The sequence below is a fragment of the Micromonospora sp. WMMA1976 genome, assembly GCF_027497335.1.
In the GTDB taxonomy this organism is placed as follows: Bacteria; Actinomycetota; Actinomycetes; order Mycobacteriales; family Micromonosporaceae; genus Micromonospora; species Micromonospora aurantiaca.
This window is the reverse complement of record NZ_CP114912.1, coordinates 1,179,444-1,197,377: the sequence shown is the minus strand read 5'-3', so window position 1 is coordinate 1,197,377 and position 17,934 is coordinate 1,179,444. Positions and strand designations below refer to the sequence as shown.

The following is a 17,934-nucleotide window of genomic DNA, read 5'->3' as shown; positions in this document are numbered from 1 at the left end:
CCTACCCGCCCAGGCGGGCGCGGATGCCGTCGGCGGGCACGGGTGCGCCGAACAGCCGGCCCTGCCCGGTGTCGCAGCGCAGCGCGCGCAGCCGTTCGGCCTGTACCTCGGTCTCCACCGCCTCGGCCGTCACCGACAGCTCCAGCGCGTGCGCCAGCCGGACCAGCGCGTCCACGATCCGCTCGTCCCGGTGGTCGGCGGCCACGTCCCCGCCGTCACCCTTTATCCCCTCGACGAACGGGCCGGCCAGCTTCACGCAGTGGATCGGCAGCCGCCGCAGGTACGCCAGGTTCGAGTAGCCGGTGCCGAAGTCGTCGATAGCCAGCCGCAGCCCGAGGCCGGCGAGCTGGTGCAGCGTCCGCAGCGGCTCACCGGCGCTGCCCATGACGGCGCTCTCGGTCAGCTCCAGCTGCAACAGCTCGGCCGGCAGGCCGGTGTGCTGCAACGCCTCGGCCACCGTCTCCACGATGGCCGGGTCGTCGGCCTGCCGGGCGGCCAGGTTGACGCTGACCACCGGCGTGGTGTCCGGGTACGCACGCCGCCACGACTCGGCGTCGCGGCACGCCTGACGCAGCACCCAGGCGCCGAGCCGGACGATCAGGCCGGTCTCCTCGGCCAGCCCGATGAAGCGGTCCGGCCCGATCAGTCCCAGCTCCGGGTGCTGCCAGCGCACCAGCGCCTCGACCGCCACCATCGTGCCGTCCAGCAGCGACACGATCGGCTGGTAGTGCAGCACGAACTCGCCCCGGTCCAGCGCGGCGGGCAGGTTCGCGGCCAGCGCGGAACGGGCGATGTCGGCGGCGCTGCGCTCCGGGTCGTACACCGCCCAGCGGCCCCGGCCCTCCGCCTTGGCCCAGTAGAGCGTGGTGTCGGCGGCCTTCATCAGGTCACCGACGCTCGTCTCCGCCGCCGGGCACTCCACGATGCCGATGCTCGCCGATACGGCCAGCTGCTGGTCGCCGACGTGCACCGGCGCGGACACCGCGGCCAGGGCCAGTTCGGCGACCTCCACCGCGTCGTCGATGCCGCCGTCGGAGTCGACCAGGATGACGAACTCGTCGCCGCCCATCCGGGCCACCAGGTGACCGCGCCCGGCCACGCAGTCGCTGAGCCGGCGGGCGATCACCTTGAGCAGCCGGTCGCCCAGGTCGTGGCCGAGGCTGTCGTTCACCGCCTTGAAGCCGTCCAGGTCGATGAAGCAGAGGCCGACGCGCTGGTCCGGGCCGGCGCCGTCGAAGACCTCGCCGAGTTGTTCGAAGAACAGCGTCCGGTTGGGCAGGCCGGTCAGCGGGTCGTGCAGCGCCTGGAAGCGCAGCCGCTGCTGCAGCTCGTACCGCTGGGTGATGTCCTCCACCATCGCGACGGTGAACCGGGGCCGGCCGTCGTCGTGCCGGATCAGCGAGACCGCGAGGTCGGTCCAGACCACGCTGCCGTCCTTGCGGTAGTAGCGCTTCTCCACCCGGGCGCTGTCCCGCTTGCCCTCGATCAGCTCCTTGTACAGCTCCCACATCCCGGCCGCGTCGTCGGCATAGGCCAGCGCCGACACGTTCATCCGCCGCATCTCCGCGACGGTGTAGCCGAGCATGTCCGCGAACGCCTGGTTGACCTCGATGATCTGCCCGTCCACCCCGGCGATGCCGATGCCGATGACGGCGCCGGTGAAGACCGCCCGGAAGCGGGCCTCGCTGTCGCGCAGCGCCTGCTCGACGGTGTCCCGGGCCTGCCACGCCGACCGGGCGATCCGCTCCTGCTGGCTGAAGACCCGGTCGCGCAGCGCGCGGGCGAACCCGGCAGCGAACGCGCCCTGCAGCAGCGCCACCCGCTCGCGCAGCTCCGGCGACTCGGTGCGTGACGGCAGCACCCAGGGCAGGAACCGGTCACCGAGCGCCTGCACCGACCAGTCGAGTACGCCGGGCTCGGTGAGGTGCGCCTGGACCAGGGCACGCCCCACCTCCTCCGCCGGGCCGGCGGAGAAGGTGGGGGCGAGCAGGGCCTCGCCGAGCCGCTCGGTGAGCGGCACCAGCAGGCGCTCGGTCTCGGCCGCGCTCAGCGGCACGAACCCGATGCGACGCACCGCGCGAGCCCACTCGGCGGCGTACGCGGCGGCGCCGGGCCGGCTGACGTCTCCCCCGTCGCTGTCCGGGGCGCGCATGGGGTTCAGCCGGCGGCGCGGTCGTGCCGGGCGACGCCGCCGAAGGCCCCGAACCGCTCCGGGTGCTCGTCCACGTCCGACGGGGAGTCGGGCCGCCACAGCGGCATGTGCACCACGCCCGGTTCGAGGATCGTCCAGTCGCCGAAGAAGCCGGTGATCTCGGCCCGCGAGCGCAGCGTGATCTCGGTGGCGGTACGCGCCGACAGCCGCTGCGCGTCCAGCATCTCCTGCGGCTGGTCCTCGAACGTGGAGTGGGAGATGACCAGGTAGCTGCCGGGCGCGGCGGCGGCGCGCAGGGTGGCCAGGATGTCGGCCGGGCGGTCGGCGTCGGGTACGAAGTGCACCACGCCGGCGAGCAGGATGCCCAGCGGCCGGTCGAAGTCGATCAGGCCGCTGGCGGCGGCGTGGTCCAGGATCAGCTTCGGCTCGCGCAGGTCGGCCAGGACCGCGGTGGCCCGGTCGTTGCCGGCGAGCAGTTCGTGGCTGTGCGCCACGGCGACCGGGTCGATGTCGACGTACACGATCCGGGCGTCCGCGTTGGCGGCCTGGGCGACCTCGTGCACGTTGCCGACGGTGGGGATGCCGGAGCCGATGTCGAGGAACTGGTCGATGCCGGCGTCGAGCAGCACCCGTACGGCCCGGCGCAGGAACTCCCGCCCGGCGCGCATGGTGGCGGCCAGGTTCGGCGTCATGGCCGCGATCTGTTCGGCGAGCTGCCGGTCGATCTCGAAGTTGTGCGCCCCACCGAGGAAGTAGTCGTAGACCCGAGCGGCGCTCGGCCGGCTCAGGTCGATCTCGGTGGGCAGGCTCTCCGGCGTCTGCATCGCTCGGTCCCCCAGGTCGTCGTCCGCCGTCGATGGCGGATCATGTGGTCCAGACCACTCTAGGCCGGTACGGCGGGGTTCGGGAGATCCACAGCGGGCGATGCCGGCGGCCCGGTTCAGCCGGCCGATTCCAGCAGCAGCGAGATGCCCTGGCCGACGCCGATGCACATGGTGGCGAGCGCCCGCCGGCCGCCCCGCCGGCGTAGTTCCAGCGCGGCGGTCAACGCCAGCCGGGCGCCGCTGGCACCGAGCGGGTGACCCAACGCGATGGCACCGCCGCCGGGGTTGACGTGCTCGGCGTCCTCCGGCAGGCCCAGCTCACGCAGCACCGCCACGGACTGCGCGGCGAACGCCTCGTTCAGCTCGATCACGTCCACGTCGACGAGCGACAGGCCCGTCCGGTCGAGCAGCTTGCGGGTCGCCGGGACCGGGCCGATGCCCATGATCCGCGGCGGTACGCCGGCGGACGCGGCGCCGCGTACCCGGGCCAGCGGGGTGAGGCCATAGCGTTCGACGGCGGCCGCGGAGGCGACGAGCAGCGCGACGGCGCCGTCGTTGACGCCGGAGGAGTTGCCTGCGGTGACGGTGCCGCCCTCGCGGAACGGGGTGGGCAGCGTGGCGAGCTTCGCAAGCGTCGTCTCGCGCGGGTGCTCGTCGGCCTCGACCAGCTTCGACTCCCGCTTGCCGGCGGGCACCGTCACCGGGACGATCTCCTCGGCCAGCCGGCCGTCGGCCTGCGCCTTGGCGGCCCGCTGCTGCGACCGGTACGCGAAGGCGTCCTGCGCGGCCCGGTCCACGCCGAACTCGGCCGCCACGTTCTCCGCCGTCTCCGGCATCGAGTCGACGCCCCAGCCCTTGCGCATCAGCGGGTTGACCAGCCGCCAGCCGATCGTGGTGTCGTACACCTCGGCGGTGCGGGCGAACGGCGTGGCCGCCTTCGGCATGACGAACGGCGCCCGGCTCATGCTCTCCACGCCACCGGCCACCACCAGGTCGGCCTCCCCGGCGACGATCGCGCGGGCGGCGGAGGCGAGCGCGTCGAGGCCGGAGCCGCAGAGCCGGTTGACGGTGCTGCCCGGCACCTCCTCCGGCAGGCCGCCGAGCAGCGCCGCCATCCGGGCCACGTTGCGGTTGTCCTCACCGGCCTGGTTGGCGCAGCCCAGGATCACGTCGTCGGTGCGGGCCCAGTCGACAGACGGGTGGCGGGCCACCAGCTCGCGGACGACGTGCGCGGCCAGGTCGTCCGGGCGGACCCCGGCCAGGGCGCCGGCGTACCGGCCGATCGGGGTACGGACTCCGGCAACGAGATAGGCCACTGTCATCGCGCGTACGTCCTTCGGGGGTGGGAAGGGGTCGGTGGGGGTACCCGGCGCCAGGATATCCGTGACCGGAGCGGATAGGTTTGCCGCATGTCCGGGGCCCAGTTCAGCGCAGAGACAAGCGGCGGCGGCGCGTTCGTCCGCCAGCCCAACCGGTTCACCGGCCGGGTCACCCCGCACTCCACGTCACCCGAGGGCGGCGGGCCGGACGAGGCGGGGCGCTGGCCGCTGGAGGCGGGCCGCTACCGGCTGATCTGGTGCCGGGCCTGCCCGTGGGCGCACCGGGCCCGGATCGTGCGCGGCCTGCTCGGCCTGGACGAGGTGATCTCGCTGGGCACCGTCGACCCGATCCGGGACGAGCGGGGCTGGCGGTTCGCGCTCGACCCGGACGGCTTCGACCCGGTGCTCGGCATCGGTTTCCTGTCCGAGGCGTACCTGTCCACCGACAGGGACTACACCGGCCGGGTCACCGTGCCGGCGCTCGTGGACACGCTCACCGGGCGGGTGGTGACGAACGACTATCCGCAGCTCACGCTGGACTTCTCGACCGAGTGGCGGCGGTTCCACGCGCCGGACGCGCCCGATCTCTACCCGGTCGAGCTGCGCCCGGAGATGGACGCGCTGATGGCGGAGATCCACCGGGACGTCAACAACGGCGTCTACCGGTGCGGCTTCGCCACCTCCCAGGAGGCGTACGACGAGGCGTTCACCGCGCTGTTCGCCCGCCTGGACGCGCTGAGCGAGCGGCTGTCCGGTCGGCGCTACCTGATGGGCGACGCGATCACCGAGGCGGACGTGCGCCTGTTCACCACGCTGGTGCGCTTCGACGTGGCGTACCACGGCCACTTCAAGTGCAACGAGCGCAAGCTCACCGAGATGCCGGTGCTGTGGGCGTACGCGCGGGACCTGTTCCAGACGCCGGGCTTCGGCGAGACGGTGGACTTCGACCACATCAAGCGGCACTACTACGCCACCCACGACATGATCAACCCGACCCGGATCGTGCCGCTCGGCCCCGATCTGTCCGGCTGGACCACCCCGCACGGACGTGGCTGAGGACACGGCCCGCCGGATCGCCGCCGCGTTCGCCGGCGTCTGCCTGGCCGCAGGCGTCGCCGCGGTGACCGTTGCGGTGGTCGCCGGTCCCGGTCCGGGCCCCGCCGGGTACGTGAGTGAGGCGGGCATCACCGACAGCGGGTATGCCGGGGCGTACCGGATCGGGATCTTCTCGGTGGCCGCGTCGCTGCTGCTGCTCGCCGGGGCGCTGCCGCCGGGGTTGCGCGGGGCGGCCGGGCTGCTCGGCGTCGGCGCGGTCGCCACTGTGCTCTCCGGCGCTGTCACGTGCAGCGAGGGCTGCCCGCTGCCGCCGTTCGAGGCGCCCACGGTGGCCGACCTGGTGCACGGCGGGGCCAGCATCGCGGCGACGGCCGCTGTGGTGCTCGCCATGCTCGTGGTGCTGTTCTCCCCGGCCGCGGACCGGGGGCTGCGGCGGATCGCGGCGGTCGGCGCGGCACTGGCGCTGCCGGTGGCCGTCGTGGTCGCGGCGGCGCTGCTGCTGGTCGGCCGCAGCGCGCTGCTCGGGGTGTCGGAACGGGTGCTGCTGGTCGTGGTGGCCGCCTGGGGACTGATCACCTCCGGCTACCTGGCTGTAAGGAGCCTCACCGGCGACGGTCCTTCCGTTCCGACCCGGGACGGGAGTAACGTGTCGCGACGATGACCAATGTCTGGTGCCTCACCGAGCGCCTGTACGTCGATCTCCGACGGCAGGCCAGCGGCGTCTGTCCGGCGTAGCTCCACGCCCCCGACGCCCGCCTTCCCTCTCCAGACCTTGGATCCGTCCCCATGACTTCCGCCCTGCGCAGAATTCCCTTCTCCGTCCAGATCCTGCTCGGCCTCGTGCTCGGCGTGGCGCTCGGTTTCCTCGCCCGCGCCGCCGACCTCGCCTGGCTGACCAGCACGCTCGACACCGTCGGCGGCCTCTTCGTCCAGCTGCTCAAGCTCGCCGTGCCGCCGCTTGTCTTCACCGCCATCGTGGTCAGCGTGGTGAGCCTGCGCGGCGTCGCCAACGCCGCCCGGCTCGCCGTCAAGACACTGCTCTGGTTCGCCGTCACCGCCCTCATCGCGGTGAGCATCGGCATCGGCATCGGCCTGCTCACCGACCCCGGGCGGGGCGTCGACCTGGACCCGGCCGGCGCCACCGCACCGAAGACCACCGGCTCCTGGATCGACTTCCTCACCGGCATCGTCCCGACCAACCCGGTCGGCGCGTTCGTCGAGGGCAACGTCCTGCAGATCGTCTTCCTCGCCCTGGTGGTGGGCGCCGCCGCGCTGCTCGTCGGCGACGCCGCCGAGCCGTTCGTGTCGCTCAACCGCTCGCTGCTGTCGATCGTGCAGAAGGCGCTCTGGTGGGTCATCCGGCTCGCCCCGATCGGCACGCTCGGCCTGATCGGCAACGCCGTCGCCTCGTACGGCTGGGACCTGCTCGCCCCGCTCGCGAAGTTCACCACGGCCGTCTACGTCGGCTGCGCGCTGGTGCTGTTCGTGGTCTACCCGGTGCTGCTCGCCGTGGCCGGCAGGCTCAATCCGCTGCGCTTCTTCGCCGGCGCCTGGCCTGCCATCGAGCTGGCCTTCGTCTCCCGCTCCTCGGTGGGCACCATGCCGGTGACCCAGCGCTCGGTGGAGCGCCTCGGCGTCCCCCGCGAGTACGCCTCCTTCGCGGTGCCGTTCGGCGCCACCACGAAGATGGACGGCTGCGCCGCCATCTACCCGGCGCTCGCCGCGATCTTCGTGGCGCAGGTGTTCGGCGTGAACCTGGGCGTCACCGACTACCTGCTCATCGCGTTCGTCTCGGTGGTCGGTTCGGCCGCGACCGCCGGCCTGACCGGTGCGATCGTCATGCTCACGCTGACCCTGAGCACGCTGGGCCTGCCGCTGGCCGGGGCCGGTCTGCTGCTGGCCATCGACCCGATCCTGGACATGATCCGTACCGCCACGAACGTGGCCGGGCAGGCCGTGGTGCCGACCATCGTGGCCGCCCGGGAGGGCACGCTCGACCGGGCCGCGTACGACTCGGCCGGCAAGCGCGACCTGATCGAGCCGGTCGAGACCGAGCGGCTCGACCCCGTACCCGCCTGATCCACACCTCTTCGGGTGCGTCCCGCGCAACGGGGCGCACCCGAAGTCATGACCGGAGGATCCTCGCCAATGAGCGCCCTGTTCACCCCGCTCGCCCTGCGCGGCGTCACAGTGCCCAACCGGATCGCGCTGGCACCCATGTGCCAGTACAGCGCCGGACCGGACGGCCTGCCCACCGACTGGCACCGCGTCCACCTCGGTTCCCGCGCCGTCGGCGGGGCCGGGCTCGTCATCACCGAGGCGACGGCAGTGGTGCCCGAGGGCCGGATCAGCCCGCAGGACACCGGCCTGTGGTCCGGCGCGCACGTCGACGCGTGGCGGCCGATCACCGCGTTCGTCGCCGGTCAGGGTGCGGTGCCGGCCGTGCAGCTCGCGCACGCCGGGTTCAAGGCGTCCACGTACCGGCCGTGGGCGCCGGCGCGCGGCGGCGTGCCGGACGCCGAGGGCGGCTGGACCCCGGTCGGCCCCGGTGACCAGCCGTTCGTTCCGGAGTACCGCACGCCGACCGCGCTGGACGAGTCGGGCATCGCGGCGGTGGTGGACGCCTTCGCGACCGCCGCCGGGCGGGCGCTGGACGCCGGGTTCGCCGCCGTGGAGATCCACGCCGCGCACGGCTACCTGCTGCACGAGTTCCTGTCCCCGCTGACCAACCGGCGCACCGACGGCTGGGGCGGTGACCGGGCCGCCCGGATGCGGCTCACCCTCGACGTGGCCCGCGCGGTACGCGCCGCCGTCGGCGAGTCGGTGCCGGTGCTGACCCGGATCTCCGCCACCGACTGGGCCGACGGCGGCTGGACCGTCGAGGACAGCGTGGTGCTCGCCGGTGAGCTGGCCGCCGCCGGGGTGGACCTGGTCGACACGTCCTCCGGCGGCGCGGCGGTCCGGGCGTCCATCCCGGTCGGACCCGGCTACCAGGTGCCGCTGGCCGCCCGGATCCGCCGCGACGCCGGGGTGCCGACCGGTGCCGTGGGCCTGATCGTCGAGCCCGAGCAGGCCGAGCAGATCGTGTCCGGCGGTGAGGCGGACCTGGTGCTGCTGGGCCGGGAACTGCTGCGCGACCCGTACTGGCCGCGCCGCGCCGCCGCCAAGCTGAACGCCACCCCAACTTGGCCCACCCAGTACACCCGAGCCGTCTGACGGACCTCCCCGCCCCGCCCTTGCGGGGTCGATCATGAAGTTGGCGGCGTTCTGCGTCCGTTTTGTCGCCGCCAACTTCATGATCAACCGGGAAAGGGGGGTCAGCCGGCCAGGTGGTTCCAGCGGGGTTCCAGGTCGGTCCAGGTGCCCTGGTCGGCCACCGTGCCGTCGATCAGCACCACCACGTGGTCCGCCCGGACCAGCGCGGCCCGCTTCGCGGTCGAGCCGACCACAGTGACCCCGTGCTCGCGCAACGCCGCCCACAGAGCCAGCTCCGTGCTCACGTCCAGCGCCGACGACACGTCATCGGCCACCAGCAGCTCGGTACGCGGGGCGAGCGCCCGGGCCAGCGCCAGCCGCTGGAGCTGACCGCCGGACAGCCGGGTGCCCTTGTGCCCGATCAGCAACCCGAGCCCGCCCCCGGCCGCGGCCAGGTCGTGTTCGAGCTGGGCGGTGGTGACCGCCCCGGCGGCGTCCACCTGGTGGCCGAGCGCGATGTTGTCGGCCACCGTGCCGGAGAGCACCCGGGGCATCTGGCCCACGTACCCGACCTGGTTGGGACGCAGGAACATCTCCGGCTCGGTCACCGGGTCACCGTTCCAGCGCAGCTCGCCGACGTGGTGCACGATCCCGGCGAGCGCGCGCAGCAGCGACGACTTGCCGGACCCGACCGGGCCGACGACCAGCACCAACTGCCCGCGCTCGACCACCAGGTCCACGTCGCGGACGGCGAGCGTGCCGTCGGAGTGCAGCGCACCGAAGCCGGCCAGCTCCAGGCGGCGCAGCGGGTGCCGGGGCGGCGGCTCGGGCGCGGGCGCGGTGCCGGCGACCAGGTCCAGGCCGGGCACCGGCGCCGCGTACACGGCCTCGCCGGTCATCGCCACCGTCCGCTTCGTCCACACCCGCGCCGACGGGTACTGCGAGACCAGCGACGCGGTGGTCCACGCGAACCAGCGGGCCGCGGCCAGGGTGGACACGGCCACCAGCGTGGCACCCGCCGACAGCTCCCCGGCCAGGTAGAGCGCCCACGCGCCGATCGGCAGCAGGCCGCTGGCGACCGACGGAGTGGACCGGGCCCACACCTGCATGGCGATCTCGCGTCGCTGCCGCTCGCTGCGTACCTCGTCCAGCCGGGCGAGGTGGCGCAGCACCGGGCGGGTCGCGCCGGCCAGCTTGACCGTACGGGCGGCGGACAGCGCGGAGACCAGCGCGGTGGCGAACGCGGCGCGCGCCTTCACCGTGCCGGCCGCGGTGCGTTCCAGCCGGGGCGCGAACAGCGTCGCCGCCAGCCCGGAGACCACCATCGTGCCGACGAAGAACATCGCCGGTACGAGACTGCCCGTCACCAGCGTCATGGCGACCACGATGACCAGCGAGATGAACTGGTCCATCAGGTTGTCGGCCAGGTGCACCACCCGGTCGGTGTCGCCGCCCTGGGCCACCACCTCGGCCGGGGTGTGCCCGCTGACCCGGCGCGCGCCGGTCTGCCCGTGCACCAGCCGGGCGCTGATCCGCAGCATCTGCCGGATCCACCACTGCGGGAACCACAAATTGGTCAGGTACGGCAGCGGCAGCACCACGAGCAGCGCGGCCACGATGCCCAGCGCCGGCAGCCACGGGTCGCCTCCGCCGATCAGGTCGGCCCAGAGCCAGGGCAGCACCGCGCCGTCCATGCCGAGCACCGTCATCACGATGAACAGGCCGACCGAGAGCAGGCCGTACCGGGTGTCGTTGGTGCCCAGCCGGAAGATCTCCCGCATGGTCCGCGCGGGCGGCAAGGGCGGCGCGGGTGGCGGGTCGGCGCGCGGCACGGCGGCCGGCCGGGTCGCGGGTGCGGTCGGCGTGGCCGGGGCGTCGTCCCAGGCGGGCGCGTCGAGCAGGTTCACGCCGCCGCCCCGGGCGCCCACTCCGGCGTACGCCCCGGCGTGGCTGGTGGCGAGCAGTTCGGCGAAGCGGGCCGACTCGCGCAGCGGACCGGCCTCCAGTACCGCGCCGTCGGCCATCACCACCACCTCGTCGCAGCGGCGCACCGAGGAGAGCCGGTGCGCGATGACGATGCCGATCCGGTCGGTGAGCAGCCGTTCGGTGGCCTCGCGTACCCGGTTCTCGGTGACCGGGTCGAGCCGTGCGGTGGCCTCGTCGAGGATCACCACGTGCGGGTCCCGGACCAGGATGCGGGCGAACGCGACGAGCTGTTCCTGCCCGGCGGAGAGCACGTACCCGCCGTCGCCGAGCCGGGTGTGCACGCCGTCGGGCAGCTCGGCGATCCAGCCGGCCAGGCCCAGCTCGGCCAGCGCCCGCTCGGCGGCGTCCAGCAGCTCCGGGTCGAACAGCGCCACGTTCTCGGCCAGCGTGCCGGCCAGGATCTCGGTGCGCTGCGGCACCACGGCGATCCACCGGCGCAACTCGTCCACGTCCAGGTCGGCCAGGTCGGTGCCGCCGAGGAACACCGTGCCGCGCGGCACGTCCACCGCCCGGGTGAGCACCTTCGCCAGCGTCGACTTGCCCGAGCCGGTACGCCCGACGAGCGCGTACGAGCGCCCGCGGACGAAGTCCAGGTGCACGTCGCGCAGCGCCGGACCGCGGTCGTCCCCGCCGGCCGGATAGCGGTAGGTGAGACCGCGCACGGTCAGGTCGCCGTCGACCGGGGTGGCGCCGCCGTCCGGCTCCTGCGGCGACCCGGCGAGCAGCTGCACCCGGCCCCACGCGCCGAACGCCTGTTGCAGGTGCGGCACCCAGCGCGCGATCTGCTCGACGGTCGCGCCGAACGCGATCACCAGCAGCCAGATCGCGGTGAGCCGGGCGGCGTCCACCCGGCCGGTGGCCAGCGCCCACGCGCCGCCCAGCACCACGCCCGCGACGCCGAGCCCGACCGCGCCCGCGGCGGTGGCGGTGACCCGCGCGGAGAGCCGGAACACCCGGACGCACCGGGCGATCACCTCGGCCGCGCGGCGCGCGTAGAGGCGCAGCACGTACGGCCGGGCGAGGCTGGTGCGCACGTCGTCCTGCCCGTGCACCGCCTCCTCCATCACCGCCGCGAGGTCGGACCACGCCTCCTCCTCGGCCATCCGGGCCGGGGCGATCCGGGCGGTCGGACGGCGCAGCGTCACCACGAGCAGCGCGATGAGCAGGATCATGCCGATGCCCGCGGGCCACCAGACGATCAGCGCGCTCACCGTCGCGAGTACGCAGACCGCGAGGCCCTGCGCCAGCCGTACGCCGGTGTTCCGCATCTCGGCGGCGACCTGGTAGACGTCGTTGTCGATCCGGTCGAGCAGTTCGCCGACCGGTGTGGTCTCCAGGGTGGGCAGGTCCTGGCCGAGCGCGACCCGGCAGAGCCGTCGCCGCACGTCGGCCGACCAGTCGGCGGTGAGCCGGGCCATGATCAGGCCGATCAGCAGGTCGGTGACGACAGCGGCGACGAGCGCCACCGCGAGCGCGACGAACCAGCCGGACGAGCGGTGCACAAGCACCGGCCCGGCCAGCGCGGCAGCGGCCGCCTGGCCGGCGGCGCCGAGCACGATCAGCAGCAGGACCGCCGTCATCCGCCGGGGCGCCGTGGCCCAGAGATCTCGGAGCAGGCGCATGGAAGGTCCTCCGGACTCGGCTCGGTGGGGGCGGTGTCCCCAGCCTCGTCCTCACGGCGGCCCGGATTCAACCGAATTACCGGCCCTTGGTCAGGTCCGGGCGACCCGCCGGACGATGCCGAGCAGCGACTCCTGCACCTCGTCGATCGGCCGCTCCGGCGAGAAGACCAGCCAGTCCACTGCCACCACCAGCCCGACGCCGAACAGCGCCGAACTCGCGGTACGCACGTCCAGGTCGGCCGGGAGGTCGCCGCTGTCCACGCCGGCCTGCACGGTGTCGGCGATCACCGCGATGGCCTCGCCGCGCAGCAGCCGCAGCGTCTGCTGCCACTCCCTGTTGGTCCGCCACATCTCCGAGAGCAGGAGCTGGGCGAAGGCGCGGTAGCGGCGGATGTACTCCAGCTGGGCGCGGACCAGCGCGCCGAGCGCCTCCAGCGGCGGCAGCCCGTCGACGGCGGCCCGGAACTCGGCGGTGAGCAGGCCGATGCCGTGCCGCAGCAGTTCCTCGAACAGGACGGTCTTGGACTCGAAGTTGTAGTAGACGGTCCCCTTCGCCACACCGGCGCGGGCCGCGATGTCGTCCACAGTGGTGGCCGAGAAGCCCTGCTCGGCGATGAGGTCCACCGCCGCCACGAAGAGGCGCTGGCGGGTGTCCTCGCGCCGGCGTGTCCGTCCGTCCGTCACCGGCTCATCCTCACATGGTCAGTTCGGGGTGCAGCTTCGACGGGGTGAGCCGGCGGGACCGGCGGGCCGCGCCGACGGTGAGCGCCGTCGCGCCCAGCCCGAACGCGAGCAGCACCAGCGCGGCGGTGACCACGGGGGCGGTCGTACCGCCGTTGATGGTGTGCCGCAGGCCGTCCACCACGTACGTCATCGGCAGCCAGGGGTGGACGGCCTGGAAGAAGCCGGGCGAGGTCTGCACCGGGTAGGTGCCGCCGGACGAGGTGAGCTGGAGCATCAGCAGCGCCAGCGCGGCCAGCCGGCCGGCCGGGCCGAGCGCCACGCCGAGCAGTTGCATGATCGCGGTGAACGCCAGCGAGGTGAGGGCGAGCAGCCCGAACGTGGCCGCCCCGTGCCTCGGGTCGAGCCCGAGCCCGAGCGTCACCACCGTGTAGAGCACAGTGACCTGGGCCAGGCCGATACCGGCGGCGGGGAGCCACCCGGCGAGCACGACCCGCCAGCCGGGCGCGCCGGACATCACGTGCCGCCGGTTGACCGGCCGCAACAGCATGTACGTGATCATCGCGCCGACCCAGAGCGCCAGCGAGAGGAAGTACGGGGCGAAGCCGACGCCGTACGAGCCGGCCGGGTTCTGCGAGTCGCGGATCAGGCCGACCGGGTCACCGAGCACGCCGGCGCGAGTGGCCGCGTCGTCGTACCCGGGCAGTTTCCGCTCCCCGGCGGCGAGCCCGTCGGCGAGGTCGCCGGCACCGCCCTCCAGCCGGGTCAGCCCGTCGACCAGGCGGTTGCTGCCGCTGCCGAGCTGGGCCAGGCCGCCGTCGAGCTGGCGGGCGCCCGAGGCGAGCCGGTAGAGGCCGCCGCGCAGCTCGTTCGCGCCGGTCGACGCGTCGCCCAGCCCGTCGCGGAGCTTGGCGCTGCCCTGGGCCAGCGTGGCGAGCCCGCCGGCCAGCTCGTTGACCTTCGCGCGGGCGGAGGCGACGTCGTCGGCCAGGTGCGGCGCGGCGGCGGCCACCTCGCGGGCGGTCTTCGACACGTCTGTCATCTGCTTGCGCAGCGTGGCCATGTCGGTCTTGTCCAGCGCGGCCACCACGGAACGGGCCTGCGTGACGGCCTGGTCGGCGGCCTTGCGGGCGGCGGCGAAGTCCCTGTTGTCGGCCAGCTCGGGGTGTTCCTTCGCGACCGCGTCGAGCCGGTCGCGGATCTCCTCGGCGGTAGCGACCACCTCGGCGGCCTTGCCCGGCAGCGCGTCCAGCCCGGCGGCGAGCTGCTGCGCGCCGTCGGCGACGAGCGTGGCCGCCTTCTCGATCTTGTCGGCGTTGCGGCGCAGCACCGGCTCGTACTTGTCGGCGGCGGCGTTCACGGTGGCCGCTGCGGCCTTGGTCTCGGTGGCGGCGCGGCCGGCGCCGTCGGCGAGCTGGGCGGCGCCGGTCCGCAGCTGGTCGAGGCCCTTGGCGAGCTTGTCCGCGCCCTGGACCGACTGGTTGAGCCCGCCGGCGAGCTGCCCGGCACCGTCCTCGGCGTCACCGAGCCCGTCGGCGATCTTTCCCGCGCCCTGCTGGGAGCTGCCGAGCCCGTCGGCGATCCTCCCGGCGCCGTCGGCGGCGCGTCCGGTCTCGGCCTTGGCGTCGGTGAAGCCGATCAGCATCTTGTCGAAGTACGTGGCGGCGGTGCTCTGCGCGGCTGCGGCCCGGATCTCGCTGAACGCCGACCGGGCGAGCAGGCCGGAGAGGTAGTTGGTGGCGTCGTCGTTGACGACCTTCAGCTCGCCCTGCCGGGCCGGGCGGTCCGGTTCCGGGCCGGCGGCGAGGGTGGCGGAGAAGTCCTCCGGGATGGAGAAGACGAGGTGGTAGCGCCCGTCGCGCAGCCCCTTCGTGGCGTCGCCCTGGTCGGTGACGGTCCAGCCGAACACCTTGCGGTCGAGCAGCTTGTCGGTGAGGTCACGGCCGGCGTGCACCTCGCTGCCGTCACCGGCGGTGGCCGGACGGTCGGCGTTGACCAGGGCGACCGGGATCCGGTCCATCTTCCCGTAGGGATCCCAGAACGCGTACAGGTAGAGGGCGCCATAGAGCAGCGGGACGATGGTGAGCACGGCGAGGGCGGCGCGCGGCAGCCGGCCCCGGGTCATCCGGCGCAGCTCGAACAGGGCCAGTCGCAGGACGCTCATGCGGGCACCTCGGCGGGCTCGGCGGGAACGGTGAGGGCGGGGACGGGCGGGACCGGGTCGCCGATGCGGTGCACGGTGGCGGCCACGCCGGGTTCGACGGCGCGGGCGCTGGCGACCACGGCGTACCCCTGGTCGGCGAGGCGTTCCAGCGCGCCCCACATCCACTCCCGCTCGGGGCGGTCGGCGCCGGCGTCCACGTCGTCGGCGACGATCAGGCTGGGGCCGCCGAGGCTGGCGAGCACCAGCCCGAGCACCTGCCGTTCGACCGGGGTGAGGTCGCGGCCGTACCGGTCGGGGTCCAGGGGCGCGTCGGTGAGTCCGGCGCCGGCGACGGCGGCGGCGTAGGCGTCGCGGCGGTAGGCCCGGCGGGCTCGGACCGCTGCCACCGGCACGAGGCGGCGCCGGCGGCGGGGCACCGGGCCGAGCAGCAGCAGGCGTTCGGTGATGTGCTCGGCGACGGTGAGCGTCGGGTCGGGTTCGTGCACGCCCGCCACCTGGCCGAGCGCGGCCGGTCCGCGGCGGCGTAGCTCGCCGTGGTTGTGCGGGAAGCGCCCGGCCAGGGCGAGCAGCAGCGAGGTGCGCCCGCTGCCGGGCGGGCCGGTCACGGCGTGCAGCTCACCGCTCGCGGCGGTGAGGTCGACGTCCCGGTAGACCCAGCCGCGGCGGGTGCGCAGGCCCAGGCCGACGGCCTCGACGATGTTCATTCCGCTCCCGAATTCCGAACTGACTAGTCAGTATAAAAACATGCCCAGCATAGCGCCGGGTGTCCGGTTCGGGACGCCTGGCGGGAGTGATCCTCAGAACAGCACTGTGGCGAGCGTGCCGACCGGGCGGAAGCCGCAGCGCTCGTAGACCCGGCGGGCGGGCAGGTTGAAGTCGTTTACGTAGAGGCTCACCGTGGGCGCGACCCGTTCCAGCGCGTCGCGGACCACTGCGGCCATCGCGGCGGTGGCGATGCCCCGGCCGCGCCACTCGGGCGCCACCCAGACGCCCTGCACCTGCGCGGTCCGGCGGGTCACCACTGCCAGCTCCGCCTTGAAGACCACCCGCCCGTCGACGAAGCGGGCGTAGGCACGGCCGGCGCGCACCAGCTCGGTCACCCGCCGCCGGTAGCCGCGCCCGCCGTCCTCGGCCAGCGGCGACACCCCGACCTCCTCGGTGTACATCGCCACCGCCGCCGGGAACAGCCGGTCGACCTCGTTACCGCGCACCCGCCGCACGTGCGGGTCGGGCGCCACGGCGGGCAGCGCGTCCGTCGCCAGCAACGGCTGGTTCGGGCGTACGTCCCGAGCCGGCCCCCAGTGCGCGGAGAGGCGGTCCCAGAGCCCGAGCACCGCGTCGGCCCGGCCCACGATCGAGGAACAGAGCCGCTCCTCGGCGCTCAACTGGTCGGCGAACGCGGTCACCGCCGACTCGGACGCGAGCACCGGGGTCAGATTGCCGCCCAGCCAGCAGATCGACTCCAGGTGCCGGCGGGAGCCGTACCCGAGGATCCGCGCCTCGGCCCGCCACCAGGCCAGACCGCGTGCCGCCACCCGCTCGGCGACCTGCGCGCCGGCGTACGGGTCGAGGTCGAGCAGCCGCTCGACCGCGCGGCGCTCCGACTCCCCGAGTTGGCGTACCGGCACCGTGAGCACGACTACCAGCCTGCCAGATCCACCCCGGCGCGCGCGGGCCGACCGGGCACCTGCCGCACGGCCCTCAGCCGGCCGCCGCCGGCACCGGTTCGGGCGCGGGCGGCCGGGTCCGGGCGGCCCACCGCACCACAGGCGGCACCAACGCGCCGAGCAGCAGGAACACCACGCCGAGCACCAGCCAGCCGGGTACGCCCCAGCCGATCGCGAGCGTGGTCACCACCACCGGGGCGACCATCGAGCCGAGTTGCATGCCCATCCCGTACGCGCCCTGGTACTGCCCGTGCGCGTGCGCCGGAGCCAGGCCGAAGGAGATGCCCCAGCCGGCCGCGGCGTGCCACAGCTCGCCCACGACGTGCACCAGCGCGCCGGCCAGCAGCAGCGGCACCGCAACCGCCACCGGGACGCCGCCACCCGCGGCGAACAGCGCGCAGGCGGCGGCGAGCAGGACACCGGCCCGGCGGGCGGCCCGGCCCGCGCCGGTCAGGTCTTCGGTGCCCCGCGAGGCGCGGACCTGGAACAGGATCACCACCACCGTGTTGACGAGCAGGCAGACGGAGATCAGCCAGTTCGGTGCGCTGGTGTGCCCGGCGATCCACAGCGGCAGGGCGATGTTGATCAGCGAGAAGTGCATGGACATGAGCCCGTCCAGCACGGTGAAGGCGAGGAACGGGCGGTCCCGTAGCGCGATCAGCCGTGGCCCGTGCGCCGGGGCGGGCATCGGCGGCACCGGCGGGAGCCGCAGCAGCACCGCCGCCGCCAGCACGTACGTGGCGGCGTCGAGCAGGATCAGCGTGACGTACGCGCTGCGGGTGTCGGCGGCGAGCGCGAACCCGGCCAGCACGGTGCCCACCGAGATCCCGACGTTGGTGACGGCGCGCAGGTAGGCGCGGGTGCGGACCCGCTGGTCGGGCGGTACGGCGCCGGCGATCAGCGCCCCGCGGGCGCCCCGGGTGCCCGCGTCCGCGACCGCCATCAGCATGCCGACGACCAGGAAGCCGGTGAACGAGCGCACCGAGACCAGGGCGGTCGTGCACGCGGCCGAGGCGAGCAGCGCGGCCATCTGGAGCCCGCGCGGGCCGAGGCGGTCGGCGAGATAGCCCATCGGGGTGCTCGCCACCAGGCTGACCAGCGCGGTGAGCGTGAGCGCCACGCCGACCTGGGCCACCGTGAGCCCGACCGACCGGGTGAGGAACAGCGCGCTGGCGGTGAGCCAGGTGCCCCGCCCGACGGTGTTGACGAGCGTGGAGAGGGCGAGGGTCCGGGACGGGCCCGGTTCGGGAAGCAGGCGCACACCGGCA

The 17,934-nt window shown here is 74.1% G+C and carries 13 protein-coding genes; 4 read left to right on the top strand and 9 right to left on the bottom strand.

The features are described from left to right. Position 1 precedes the first annotated feature (1 nt). From O7546_RS05710 to pcaF, 3 genes are all read right to left on the bottom strand, one after another. Positions 2–2,152: an EAL domain-containing protein gene (locus O7546_RS05710; RefSeq protein WP_194799764.1), complete on the bottom strand. Its 2,151-nt coding sequence runs from the start codon at positions 2,150–2,152 to the stop codon at positions 2–4. Between the two features lie 5 nt (positions 2,153–2,157). Further along, a complete protein-coding gene (locus O7546_RS05705; protein WP_194799763.1) occupies positions 2,158–2,976 on the bottom strand; it encodes an SAM-dependent methyltransferase in 819 nt (272 codons plus the stop codon). Positions 2,977–3,092: 116 nt separating this feature from the next. Continuing rightward, the gene (pcaF, locus tag O7546_RS05700; protein WP_194799762.1) at positions 3,093–4,298 is read right to left on the bottom strand and encodes a 3-oxoadipyl-CoA thiolase; all 1,206 of its coding nucleotides are present in this window, start codon (positions 4,296–4,298) and stop codon (positions 3,093–3,095) included. Positions 4,299–4,385: 87 nt separating this feature from the next. On the opposite strand from pcaF, the gene O7546_RS05695 reads away from it, so the two are divergent. The 4 genes from O7546_RS05695 to O7546_RS05680 all read left to right on the top strand — a co-directional run bounded on the left by O7546_RS05695 (position 4,386) and on the right by O7546_RS05680 (position 8,567). After that, positions 4,386–5,351: a glutathione S-transferase C-terminal domain-containing protein gene (locus tag O7546_RS05695; RefSeq protein WP_269696300.1), complete on the top strand. Its 966-nt coding sequence runs from the start codon at positions 4,386–4,388 to the stop codon at positions 5,349–5,351. Continuing rightward, on the top strand, positions 5,344–6,012 hold the full coding sequence (locus O7546_RS05690) for a DUF998 domain-containing protein (RefSeq protein ID WP_194799760.1): 669 nt from the start codon (positions 5,344–5,346) through the stop codon (positions 6,010–6,012). Before O7546_RS05695 ends, O7546_RS05690 begins: the two co-directional genes overlap by 8 nt. A 137-nt stretch (positions 6,013–6,149) precedes the next feature. Continuing rightward, complete coding sequence (locus tag O7546_RS05685) at positions 6,150–7,430, top strand: dicarboxylate/amino acid:cation symporter (protein WP_194799839.1); 1,281 nt, start codon at positions 6,150–6,152, stop codon at positions 7,428–7,430. Positions 7,431–7,499: 69 nt separating this feature from the next. Then, positions 7,500–8,567 (top strand): NADH:flavin oxidoreductase/NADH oxidase, encoded by a 1,068-nt coding sequence (locus O7546_RS05680; protein WP_281600575.1) that lies wholly within the window; start codon positions 7,500–7,502, stop codon positions 8,565–8,567. A 101-nt stretch (positions 8,568–8,668) separates the two neighbouring features. On the opposite strand, the gene O7546_RS05675 is transcribed toward O7546_RS05680, so the two are convergent. From O7546_RS05675 to O7546_RS05650, 6 genes are all read right to left on the bottom strand, one after another. Next, positions 8,669–12,154: an ABC transporter ATP-binding protein gene (locus O7546_RS05675; protein ID WP_281600574.1), complete on the bottom strand. Its 3,486-nt coding sequence runs from the start codon at positions 12,152–12,154 to the stop codon at positions 8,669–8,671. A 90-nt stretch (positions 12,155–12,244) separates the two neighbouring features. Then, entirely contained in the window at positions 12,245–12,838 is a 594-nt protein-coding gene (locus O7546_RS05670) for a TetR/AcrR family transcriptional regulator (RefSeq protein WP_073830318.1), read from the bottom strand. A 10-nt stretch (positions 12,839–12,848) separates the two neighbouring features. Next, positions 12,849–14,999, bottom strand: coding sequence for a YhgE/Pip domain-containing protein (locus tag O7546_RS05665; protein ID WP_194799757.1), 2,151 nt, complete (start codon positions 14,997–14,999; stop codon positions 12,849–12,851). Further along, entirely contained in the window at positions 14,996–15,703 is a 708-nt protein-coding gene (locus O7546_RS05660; protein ID WP_194799756.1) for an ATP-binding cassette domain-containing protein, read from the bottom strand. The genes O7546_RS05665 and O7546_RS05660 overlap by 4 nt, the downstream gene beginning before the upstream one ends. A gap of 93 nt (positions 15,704–15,796) precedes the next feature. Continuing rightward, entirely contained in the window at positions 15,797–16,636 is an 840-nt protein-coding gene (locus O7546_RS05655) for a DUF4081 domain-containing GNAT family N-acetyltransferase (RefSeq protein WP_194799755.1), read from the bottom strand. A gap of 64 nt (positions 16,637–16,700) precedes the next feature. Next, entirely contained in the window at positions 16,701–17,927 is a 1,227-nt protein-coding gene (locus O7546_RS05650) for an MFS transporter (protein WP_194799754.1), read from the bottom strand. Positions 17,928–17,934: the final 7 nt, after the last annotated feature.